Origin of the sequence: Oligoflexus tunisiensis, assembly GCF_001748245.1 — a bacterium.
Lineage (GTDB): Bacteria > Bdellovibrionota_B > Oligoflexia > Oligoflexales > Oligoflexaceae > Oligoflexus > Oligoflexus tunisiensis.
Genome location: NZ_BDFO01000001.1, coordinates 1,550,564 through 1,562,196, shown reverse-complemented (window position 1 = coordinate 1,562,196; position 11,633 = coordinate 1,550,564). Strand labels below are relative to the sequence as shown.

Genomic DNA, 11,633 nt, shown 5'->3' with positions numbered 1-11,633 from the left:
AACATATCGGCAATCCGAATCCAGGCTTGAGCCTGCCTAGGGCTGGATTCCAGCCGAATCCTGCAAGCCATCCGGCTGAGCGGGCCGGGCAGGTCGATCATAAATCATGCGGTGTACCATATCCAGGAGAGCCGGACTTCTCACAGGTTTGGAAAGATGGGCATCGCATCCCACCTGAAAACACTTCTCTATTTCGCTTCGCATGGCGTGAGCTGTGATGGCAACCACGGGAACTTTGCATCCGAGCTTACGGAGCCTCTCGGTAGCCTGATAGCCGTCAAGGTTTGGCATCTGGATATCCATCAGGATAATATCGTAATCGCCATCCATGGCCATGGAAACCGCTTCTTCCCCATCGTTTGCCAGTTCCACATGGGCTCCAGCAAGGGTCAAATAGGTGGACAAAAGAAACTGGTTATCGACTCCATCGTCGGCAATAAGAATGGAAAGACCATCAAGGCGGATATCGCCATCTTTGTTTGGCTTTTGAGAGGTGCGAGGAGACGAGCGGTAGGACGCACCCTCAAGAGCAACCGTAATCTCAAAAACGCTTCCCACACCAGCTTCGGTTTTAACCAGGACGGTGTCACCACCAAGGGCCCGCGCCAGACGCCGGGCAAGATCAAGTCCCAGCCCGGTGCCTCCAAACTTACGAGTCGTGGTCGAATCCGCCTGAGTAAAAGGTTGAAAGATCCTGGAAGCCTGGTCTGGCGTCAGACCTGATCCGGTGTCAGCCACGATAAAATGAAGTTTCTGCTCCGTTTGGTCCACTCGGATTCTCACCCGCACTGACCCTGCCGCGGTGAATTTAATGGCATTGCCAATCACATTGCTGAGAATTTGCTTCAGTCTTACCGGGTCGCAAAGGATGGTACGAGGCAAGAGATCATCCGCTGTCAGGGAAAATTCGAGCCCCTTTTCTTCAGCAAGGTGTCGCATCACCATTTGAATATCGGCAATGAGCTCCGGCAGGGCAACCTCTATTCTCTCGATTTCCAGCCTGCCGGCCTCGACCTTGGACAGATCCAGTATCTCATCAATCAGTCGCAGGAGGAGATCAGCCTGCCGCTTGATGCGTTCGCCGAAGTTGTTCCGTTTTTGCTCGCTTAGATTGGGAACGCTCAGGAGTTCCGAGAAGCCCATAATAACGTTGAGTGGAGTCCTTATTTCGTGGCTCATCGAGGCAAGGAATTGAGTTTTGGCCTGGGTCGCAATTTCCAGTGCCCGATTGAGCTCTTCCGCGCGTTGCGTGAGCTCGTGTTGCTGCATGGCAGAGATCAGCAGGGCCTGATTCATTTCCGCCGCGCGTTTTCGGAACCTCACATTCTCAGTCGTGTCCGTTATCTGGATCATCACCCCGGCTGGGAGGTCTTCAGTTCCGAAAATTGCCCAACAGGAGTAGGACCAGTAGCTTGCGGGCTCGCTGGAATGCTCCTGATCATCGAGCAACTCAGGCTCCCCTGTCCGATAAACTCTCTCCAACATGGAAACACATTCATTATTCCTGCCTTCTGCAATGGCTTCAGAAAAAGGGCGCCCAATCATGGCATCCCTTTCCTGGTTAACCAGTCGACAAAAAGCTGGATTCACATAACGTATGATATGATGGGAACCCTCAGCGGCAACCATAGGCTGCGGTGACAGTTCTGAACAGTAGCGGCATATATCTGCAAAATCAGGTCGACTCTTGTCCGAGCTCGATCCTCGATCTAAGTTCATACTTTTCCTATTCTTCCTGCTATGGTTCCTCCTGGCCCTCCTGAATCCCATAATCCCAAGGTCCAGGAATTCCGGATGTCAGACCACGATAGTCCTCAAAGCGCCGTCCAACAACGAGACCTTTTGAAGTGATTTCATACTCATGCATGTCCGTACTGTGCTGGCTGTTTCGCATTTTGATCACCACCAGCAATTTGCGGAGCTGGCCCTTAATTGATACGTAACGCAGACGAATAATATCGTCCGAAAGGAAGGAGACATCATAATTGCTTAACCCGAAGCTCGTGAAGGTCTCCTGGGTCTCAACCGTGCTCAGAATCGTCACGCCGAGTCTTGTGAGCACAGTTATCATTCTGTAAAGCGATTCCCGGAAATCTGTGCGGAACCCCGGCGCCAATGCCATCTCAAATCCCGCAAGGGAATCAATGACGACACGCTTGGCACCGATCCTTTTCACGGCTGAGGTGAGTTCGAAAACAGTCTCGTCGACGGAGAGATCCAGGGGGCGCAGATAAAGGATTTCCAGCAAACCATCCTTCATGGGCTTCTTGAAGTCCATTCCCAGCTTGGCAGCCCGATAGACATAAGCATCAGGGCGCTCTTCAAAAACGATGAGGACCCCTGGTTCGCCTTTGACAATGCCTTCATGGATAAATTGAGACCCGAGCAAGGATTTCCCGGAGCCCGAAGGGCCTGAAATCAGAATGCTATCACCTTCTTTGATGCCACCATGCATTAAAGCATCAAGGGCAGGGACCCCTATGGACAAAAGGCGCTCACTGGCTTGTTTATTTATATCATCAGTGAAGCCAAAAGTCCTTGGGAAAGCTTGCAGTCCGGATTCCGTAATACGAATGGTATGCATTCCAGGCACGGAGGCTTGCCCACGCAATTTCATGATTTGCAGTTTGCGTACGATGGAATTTCGTTCCACCTGTTGGGACAGCCAGATCAATCCATCCGCAACCGTGAAGACGGGATGATTCTGAATCTCGCCTTGCGTGTACTCGCCGATGAGAAACGATGTGGCCTGCCAGCTGGCAAGGTGAAGGGCCAGGCGCTGAATGAAAGCCTGAAGCTCGACCGTAGGATCACCGGACTGGAGCTTCCACATCACCGTGCGAAAGGAATCCACAACGACGATGCCCGGGTTCACCGCTGCCACCTCTTTCACAATCTTGTCCAGGACGGCATTCAAGTCCTCTTCCAGAGCCAGCTGGCTCAGATTGATGAAATGAATGGAATTTTTCAGCATGTCATGATTGAAGAATTTGTATTGCTGTTGATAGCGCAGCATTTTGAGCGCAGGTTCACCCAGTACGGTGAAATAGAGAGCCGGTCTTTCCGGGGTGGCGTTCGTGAAAACAATTTGATGCGCGAGTGTGGTTTTTCCGCAGCCCGGTGTCCCACCAATGATATTGAAAGAATATTCGGGCAGACCACCACCCAGAATTTCATCGAGGCCGCGCACACCGGTCGGTAGCTTTCGAATTGTAACCTTCTGGCGCTCTCTCATGACTTCACCTCGCTTCTCAGGTCGACTGTGTCGAAGGATTCGCTCGGCCATGCGTCACTAAGCAGGGTTACCATGAGAGATTCTCCGATGAATGTATCCAAAAGTCCAAGCAAATGAGCCACGATAACGACTCCGGCGCTCTCTCGGCGTTGCTGGTCTGATAGTAAGGGGTTTTTATCAGCATCAAGAAATTCTCTGATACTGCCGTCTACATGAACGGAGATCGGTTTCAACTCGGGGATTTCCACCTTGGCCAAAGCCAGGGCTCGGGACAAAAGGGACGAATAACCGACAGGACCTGCAAATTTGGTGAGGGGCTGTCGCAGCCTCTCGCAGACCATGACGACACAGGCCATACCCTTCTCGTCAGCATCGACATGCTTTGTTTCGATTATGAACAGCTGTCGGGCGAGGTTTAGCATCGCCGGTGAGGCCTTGCTCATGAGTTTTGCCTCTTAAGCCTCTCTGCTTTTCCTGAAAGCAGGTTCGTCCCATGCCAGTACGGGATTTCGTCGGATATCCTTGACATCGGTTCCTGCATATTTTTTCCCTCGACTCGACTGTTTATGGGTCACAAAAGGGAAACCCATAAGTAGCTGAGAAAGTGAAACATGACGATAGAAAAAGAGGGAGTAGTCGAGTCTGCTGGCTGGCTTTACTGCGTCCACCCCCAGGGGCAAACCCAGGGGTGGAATGATCCCCTCACTTGCCTGCGAAAGCTTTTTCCAACGCTGCAATATTCAAGCGTTTCATCGGCAGAAAAGTCTGCGTCACCCGCTTGATTTGCTCGGGCGTGCCCTTGATGAGCATTTCGTCCATCCGCGCGGGCACAATCTGCCAGGAAATGCCAAAGCGGTCCTTGACCCAACCGCACTGCTCGGCTTCCGGCACCGCGGTCAGGGCGTCCGTGTACCGATCGATTTCCGTCTGGGATTCGACGTAAATCATGAGGGATTGCATTTCGTTGAACGTAAAGGCATGCGGGATGGCACTGTCCATCACCACAAATTGCTGCTTCCCAAGGCGGAAACGCGCATACTTCAACGTTCCTTCCTTGTCCGGTCCTTCATCGCCCTTATAGCGATCGATATGCCCGGGCAGGACTTCACCATCACCGATAACTTTGATGTAAAGGTTCATGGCCTCTTCAGCCCGGCCGCTGGCCTTTTGCGTAAACATAAGACAGGGCGTCAGCTCCTGGACCTGCTGCCCACCGTTGTGCATGATCTGCCAGGACACTCCAAATTTATCCTGCAGCCATCCGAAGCGCTCACTGAACGGATAAGTATCAAGAGGCATCAACGCCATACCACCCGGTATCAGCTTGTCCCAAAGATCATTGACTTCCTTGGCAGTGGAACAGGACACCATGTAGGAAAACGAGGGATTGCGATCCGCAAGGGGACCGGCGCTGAGAAACTGAAATTCCTGCCCCAGGAGCTGAAGCATAACCGAGTGAGCCGTTCCCGAGGGCGTGTCGGTCAGCGTCACCTCGGCGAGAATTTTTGAATTCTTGAAGATACCCGTGTACCAGAGCGCAGCTTCGTGGGCCTGAGTCTCGAACCATATGTGAGGGATAATTTTCTGCATAAGCCAGTTCTCCTCTGTTAACATGATGGTGGTTGGGGGGATCATAGCATGATTCCCGCAACCAGCCAGAGGATTCCGGCGCCATGAGCTGGCTCATCTTTTTAGGTAAGAACGTCAGTGGGCTTTCTTGATGAAAACAGCACACATTTTATAGGACGGCTGCCGAGACTGGGGATCGAATTCGCTCGGAATCAGGCCGTTCACCCCATCCTTATGCATCGAAATAAAAACCTGGCCCGGCTTGACCTTGCGCGTGATCACGCAGCGAAATTTAGCCTGTCCATGCGCGGACGAAACCTGCACCCAATCCTCCGCTGCGATTCCTTCCCGCCTGGCATCTTCCGGACTGATCTCAATCATGGCTTCATCACGGTAGAGCCGTTTCAGAATCGGTGACTGTCGTGTGCGCGTTTCCGTGTGCCACTGGGCCGATGATCCGCGACCCGTCAGCAAAAGATAGGGAAACTCCGGATTCAATCGCTCCCGCGGCGCCTGCGGCTGTCCAAAGATAAACCGCGCCCGACCATCCGCATGATAAAAGTGTCCGTCCGCAAAAAGACGACGCTGCTCCTCCACGTCACCTGCAGGCACTGGCCACTGAACGCCGAGCGGGCTGATATCATCATAGGTCTGCAGTCGCGAAAAATCACAGGGCTGCCCTTCCGAGAGACGACTCAAAATTTGGAAGACAGCCTCCGGACTTCTCCAGGCGGCAAACTCCGGCCCCAGTCCCCAGGCCTCCGCCAGCAAACGAAAAATATGAAAGTCCGCCAGCGCCTGCCCCGGGGCCCGCGCCACCTTTCTGATCCGACCGATCCGCCGTTCCGAATTGATAAAGGTTCCGTCCTTTTCCCCCCAGCCTGCGGCCGGCAGGATTAAATCGGCCAACTGCGCGGTTTCACTGGTTCGATACATATCCTGCACGACCAGAAACTCAAGCTTTTTAAAGGCCTGTTTCAAACGATTCTGCTGGATCCAGGAATGCGCGCTATTCGTCGCAATCACCCAAAGACCTTTGATTTCCCCGCTTTCGATCCCGTCAATAATCTGATCATACGCATAACCACTGGTCTCAGGAATGCGTGCGCCATCAATCTGTAAAATATCCGCCACCTTTCTCCGATGCGCCAGATTCGTAAAATCCCGTCCACCGAGTAGGCTCGCCGTATTGGAAAAAAGCCGCGACCCCATCGCATTGCACTGACCTGTGATGGAATTCGCTCCGGTCCCTGGACGTCCTATATTTCCTGTCATCAACGCCAGATTGATAAGAGCCTGCGCCGTCAGCACCCCCTGATGACTTTGATTCACGCCCATCGTCCACCAGAAGGAAACCCGTTGACCTTCCGCGATCAAGCGGGCCAGCTCCTCAACCTCGGCCACGTTCATCCCACACTGCTGCGCGACAAACGCCGGAGTAAAAGCCTCCACATGAACCCGGAATTTTCCAAAATCGTTGGTATGGCGCTCCACAAATTCCCGATCCCAGGCCTTCCATTCCAAAAGCAAATGCGCCACACCATAGAGCAGAGTCAAATCCGTCTTGGGTTGCGGTGCATAATGATGCGTCGCCGCCTGGGCGGTCTCCGTGCGGCGCGGATCCACCACAATGATGCGCGGCTGATGCGGATTTCGCATCACTCTCTCCCAAAGGATCGGATGGGCGATGCAAAGATTGGATCCCACGAAGACCAGAGTGTCGCTCTCCTCGAGGTCCTGATACGTATAGGGCGGAGCATCGAATCCAAAACTTTGCTTGTAAGCCACCACCGCACTGGCCATGCACTGACGCGTGTTGCCATCGCCATGCAAAAAACCCATTCCAAACTTCGCCAGTGTGCCGAGAAACGCCAGCTCCTCGGTGGGAATCTGCCCCGTTCCTAAAAAGGCCACGCTGCCCTTCCCATATTTTTCCTGCAGCGCCTTCATGCGACTCACAAAAGTGAGCACCGCATATTCCCAGCTCACCGCAGTCCAGCCCCCATCCTCGTTGCGCCGCCAGGGCACCACCGCCCGCTCGGAACTATCCAGGACCCGCAGCGACTCCCAACCTTTGGGACAGGCCATGCCGCGATTCACAGGATAACGCCCATCCGGACTTAAATTGATCGCCTGCCCATCCTTCATATGAATCACAAGGCTGCAGCCGGTCGAACAGTAGCCGCAGACCATGGTCGTCAGAGCATCCGGCTCTAAACGCGCCGGCAGATGGCCGAGTCCCAAACCATTGGACTTCAGACGCAGCTCTTCGGTCAATTCTCCATCTGCGGAGCGCAAAAGCTCCTTCATCGAGGGCACATTGAACATAAAGTCTCCCGACGCGTCAAAGACCTGGCATTCCGCGCGACAGGGCACTGCGGAAAAAGAGCGAGCGTTCACAATATTCGCCGATAAAACAGGCGGCCGCTGCGAGGACAAGCCAGGACGCGGGACTCGCACCAGCCAGAGCGAGGATCAAAGCGCTGGCACACACCCAGGCCGCCATCCACCGTGTCAGCGTCCATGATCCCAGCAGTTTCCATTGCAAAAGAAGAGCGCGAAGCGGCAGGGAAGAGCCGGGACGCAGAGGCCAATGTTCACGCGCTTCGAGCAGACACTTCACCACCAGAAGCAAAAGGGTCAGTCCAATAACCGGATCATTCCTGGCCAGCAGCAGAAGGCCGAACAACCCAAGAAGGAGCGTGCTGCCTCCAAAACGCAGGAAGCAGCGAAAGCGGCTCCAGGTGGCCCGGCGGGTTTCAACATAAATCATGCCGCTGCAAAAGATACCGAGCAGCCCTGTGCCGAGCAGCAGAGATTTTCCCAGTGTCCAGCCAGGAGCATGAAAACCTTGATCCCAAAATTCCACGGCGGCGGACATCATGAATAAGTTAAAAGCCAAAATCTCCCGACTCATCCAGGACGTTTTCAAACCGAGCATGAAACGCCAGGCTTTCAAAGGACGTCCCAGGTGCAGCGTGGCCAGAACCAGGGCTAATGCCACAAGGCCCACGGCCACGGGCGTGGCCCACAAGGAAGGGCGCCATTCCAAAGACAGGGAAAGAGCCTGCCACAGAAGGAGGCCCACTCCGGCCTGGGAAAGGAGCAGCATCCAAACCAAAGGCTGATGCGATGCTTCCGCTTGCAGTTGAAAATGATTTGCGGCCCGCAGTCCCTCGGGCAATCCGTCCCGTTTTTTATAAAGGGTGGATGGCACGGTCACATGCGGATCCGCAGCTGCAGGAAGAAAAGGTTGAGCGGAAAGTTCCGCCTGCTCCACGATCCCTATGCGAATCGCATCCGTGGGACAGGCCTGCGCACAGGCTGGTGCTTCGCCCTGAGCGAGCCGCGCGGAACACATATCGCATTTGCGCACGATGCCGAGGCGGGCGTTGTAAACAGGGACATCATAGGGGCACATCATCATACAATACTGACAACCGATGCACTGATCATCCAGATGTCGGACGATGCCGGTCACCGGATCCTTTTCATAAGCCTTCACCGGACAGCCAAGGGCGCAGGCCGGCTCGAGACAGTGATGACAGGCGCTGGTCACGGTTTGACTGAAAGGCAGAGATCCGGTCTCGGTCTGTTCCAGAGTTCCGACTTTCCTCCAGGTTTCCTGGCGATCGAGACCATTCATGGTATGACAGGCCGTGACACAGGACTTGCATCCGGTGCAGGCGTCGAGATCCACTTCGAAGCGATACTGCTGGCCCGGACCGGGGCGGGACAAAGGGATCAGACTCTGGTATTTGCCCGTTCCGGATTCCTTCCTTTCGGCAAATATGGTCACCGCACTCTGCAGCGACGTGTCCTGCTGCTGGCGCAAAAGCTCGCTGACCGTTTTTTGCAGATCAGCTGGCACCACGGTGCTCCTCCTTGTCGGGCAGATCAAGAAAGACCTGCCCGGCCTCCACCTTCACGCGATAGGTGGTGAGACGCCAGTCCTCATGACCACCAAGATGCCGGCCATCCTTGAGACAAAAGCTGTTCTTATGCAGAGGACAGGCCACTTTCGGAGCCCCTCCGCTGTCACCCAGGATGCCACGGGCGAGGACCGCCTGCCCATCATGCGGACAGCGATTGTCCATCGCATACCAGGACGTGCCGTTGGCAAAACGAAAGAGGGCAATCTGCCTCTCACCCCATTTGATACAGGCCCCGCCATTTCCGGGAACATCCTCAATATCACACACGGCTCTCCACATGATCCTCTCCTTGCTTCAAGGGGAAACGCTGACAGGAATCGGCGCAATCTGGCCGCGCTGCCGGGTAAACTGAATGCTGTTATCCGGCTCGTTGCTATTGACAAAACTGCGGAATTCCTTCAGGCGTTCCGGTGATTCCAACGTGGTTTTCCATTCGCATTGGAAGGAGGCCACGAGCGCAGCCATCTCCTCCTCCATCTCGGCCCCAATGCCAAAGGCATCCTCCAGGATCACCTTTTTCAGATGCGCGAGCCCACCCGGAAGTTTTTCAATCCAGGTGGACGTCCGCATCAAGCGATCCGCGGTGCGAATGTAATAAATCAGAAAGCGATCGATGAAGCGGATGAGCGTCGCATCATCCAGATCCGCCGCCAGAAGATCGGCATGCCGGGGCTTCATCCCGCCGTTGCCACCCACATAAAGATTCCAACCCTTCTCGGTGGCGATCACGCCGACATCCTTGCTTTGCGCTTCGGCACATTCCCGCGCGCAGCCCGAAACAGCCATCTTGATTTTGTGCGGCGAACGGATGCCTTTGTAACGTTCCTCGATGAGAATGGCCATGGCCACGCTATCCTGGACACCATAGCGGCACCAGGTGGAACCCACACAGGATTTCACGGTACGCACGGATTTGCCATACGCATGACCGCTCTCAAAACCGGCGGCAATCAATTCCGACCAGATGAGCGGCAGTTGTTCGAGACGCGCTCCAAAGAGATCGATCCGCTGACCTCCGGTGATTTTCGTATAGAGCTGATACTTTTCCGCGATCCGTCCAATGATGATCAGCTTCGCGGGCGTGATTTCGCCGGCGGGAATGCGCGGCACCACGGAATAGGTGCCATTTTTCTGGATGTTCGCCAGGAATCGATCATTGGTATCCTGCAGGGTGGCGACTTCAGGCTTCAACACATATTCACCCCAGAGCGAAGCCAGGATCGAGGCCACTGTGGGTTTGCAAATCTCACAGCCATGACCGGAGCGTCCATAGCGACTGAGCAGGTCCTCGAAGGTTTTGATTCGTGTGCTCTTGATCAGCTGATAAAGCTCGGGGCGCGAGAAGGCAAAGTGCTCGCAGAGAGAGCGGTCGATCTCCTCCCCCAGTTTTTCCAGTTCCTCGTGCAGGATATCCTTCACGAGACTGAGGCAGGAACCGCAACCGGTTCCTGCCCGACAACTCTTTTGAATGGCTTTGACATCGCGGGCGCCTTGGGCGATGCACGATACGATATCGCCCTTCGGTACATTTTCACAGCTGCAGATCAAGGTGTCCGATAACGCAGCCGTCAAGGATCCGGTGACAAAATGTTTCTCGGGCTGCTCATCAACAGCCGCCCCTTTTTGGAAGAGACCATAAATCGTCGGATAAGGCGCCGTATCACCCACCAGGATCGCTCCCCGCAGACGCCGGCCGGCCTTGTCAAAAACGAGCTTGCGATACAGCCCGCGATCCCCATCCCAGCTCGTCCAAAACCCTATATTTTGGCCGGAAAGAAAGGGATCACCGATACTCGCCACTTCAATGCCCAGCACTTTCAAACGCGTGGACATATCCGCTCCGGTAAAGGACTCCGTGCCCCCACAGAGCTGCCGCGCCAGCGCTTCAGCCATACGGTAACCAGGGGCCACCAGTCCATAGATCATCTCTTCATAAAGGGCACATTCGCCGATGGCGGAAATGGAAGGATCATTGGTCCGCAGCTGCGTATCAATGCAGATGCCGCCACGCGTCCCCATCACAAGGCCGCTCTCCCGCGCGAGTTCATCCCGTGGACGAATGCCGGCGGATATCACCACCATATCGGTTGGAAACTCGCCTCCGTTCGCCAGGGAAAGTCCCTGCACGCGATCCTTGCCCACGATGCCTTGAATTTTCTGCGAGGTGAAGACCTGAACACCCAGCGCTTCGATGCTGGATTTTAAGAGTAGGGCCCCCTGTTCATCCAGCTGCCGCGGCATCAGGCGATCCGCGACTTCCATGACGGACGTTTCGAGGCCCAAATCATAAAGAGCCTTGGCCGCTTCCAGTCCGAGAAGGCCGCCCCCGATGACAAGAGCGCGGCGGCAGCGGGAACTGTAATGCTGAATGGCCGCCAGATCATCCAGGGTTCGATAGACAAAGACACCGGGCAGCTGCGTGCCGGGAATCGGCGGTACAAAGGGAGCCGAGCCGGTGGCGAGCACGAGGTGATCATAGGAAAAGGTTTGGCCCTGAGCGGTCATCACCTCACGGCGTTCCCGATCGATGCCGATCACCCTTTGTCCAAGGTGCAGATCAATGCCAGCGTCCCGATACCAGGCGGCCGGAGCCAGCTCCAAATCCGTAGCGGATTTCCCTGAAAACAGCTCACTCAGATGCACCCGATCATAGGGTGGCACCTGTTCCTCACCGAGCACGGTCAGCTGCCATGTCCTGTTCGGATCCTCATCCAAAAGGCGTTCGCAGAAGCGATGCCCCACCATGCCCAGTCCGACCAGCAGTAATTTTTGTTTCTTCATGGGATTGACCTCGGCAGCTTTTTTTCACTTTCCTTATGAAAAAAAAAGCGGCGCGAGGAAATGACGAAGCTCAGATTCGGAAGGAACAGAGAGGAACGATCGGGTGATGATTC

Annotated in this window: 8 protein-coding genes; all 8 read right to left on the bottom strand. The window is 54.9% G+C overall.

The window, feature by feature from the left end:
* Positions 1–36: 36 nt before the first annotated feature.
* Positions 37–1,629 carry an ATP-binding protein gene (locus OLTU_RS06790; protein ID WP_281181264.1) on the bottom strand — a complete coding sequence of 531 codons (1,593 nt, stop codon included), beginning with the start codon at positions 1,627–1,629 and terminating at the stop codon, positions 37–39.
* A gap of 109 nt (positions 1,630–1,738) precedes the next feature.
* Complete coding sequence (locus tag OLTU_RS06785) at positions 1,739–3,235, bottom strand: DUF7125 family protein (RefSeq protein WP_141731996.1); 1,497 nt, start codon at positions 3,233–3,235, stop codon at positions 1,739–1,741.
* Positions 3,232–3,678 carry a hypothetical protein gene (locus OLTU_RS06780; RefSeq protein WP_141731995.1) on the bottom strand — a complete coding sequence of 149 codons (447 nt, stop codon included), beginning with the start codon at positions 3,676–3,678 and terminating at the stop codon, positions 3,232–3,234. Before OLTU_RS06780 ends, OLTU_RS06785 begins: the two co-directional genes overlap by 4 nt.
* A 259-nt stretch (positions 3,679–3,937) precedes the next feature.
* Positions 3,938–4,825, bottom strand: coding sequence for a VOC family protein (locus OLTU_RS06775; protein WP_141731994.1), 888 nt, complete (start codon positions 4,823–4,825; stop codon positions 3,938–3,940).
* Between the two features lie 114 nt (positions 4,826–4,939).
* On the bottom strand, positions 4,940–7,132 hold the full coding sequence (locus OLTU_RS06770) for a molybdopterin oxidoreductase family protein (protein ID WP_141731993.1): 2,193 nt from the start codon (positions 7,130–7,132) through the stop codon (positions 4,940–4,942).
* Between the two features lie 16 nt (positions 7,133–7,148).
* Complete coding sequence (locus tag OLTU_RS06765; RefSeq protein ID WP_141731992.1) at positions 7,149–8,678, bottom strand: DmsC/YnfH family molybdoenzyme membrane anchor subunit; 1,530 nt, start codon at positions 8,676–8,678, stop codon at positions 7,149–7,151.
* The gene (nirD, locus tag OLTU_RS31800) at positions 8,665–9,018 is read right to left on the bottom strand and encodes a nitrite reductase small subunit NirD (protein WP_176736397.1); all 354 of its coding nucleotides are present in this window, start codon (positions 9,016–9,018) and stop codon (positions 8,665–8,667) included. Before nirD ends, OLTU_RS06765 begins: the two co-directional genes overlap by 14 nt.
* Positions 9,019–9,033: 15 nt before the next feature.
* Entirely contained in the window at positions 9,034–11,520 is a 2,487-nt protein-coding gene (gene nirB / locus OLTU_RS06760; protein WP_176736396.1) for a nitrite reductase large subunit NirB, read from the bottom strand.
* Positions 11,521–11,633: the final 113 nt, after the last annotated feature.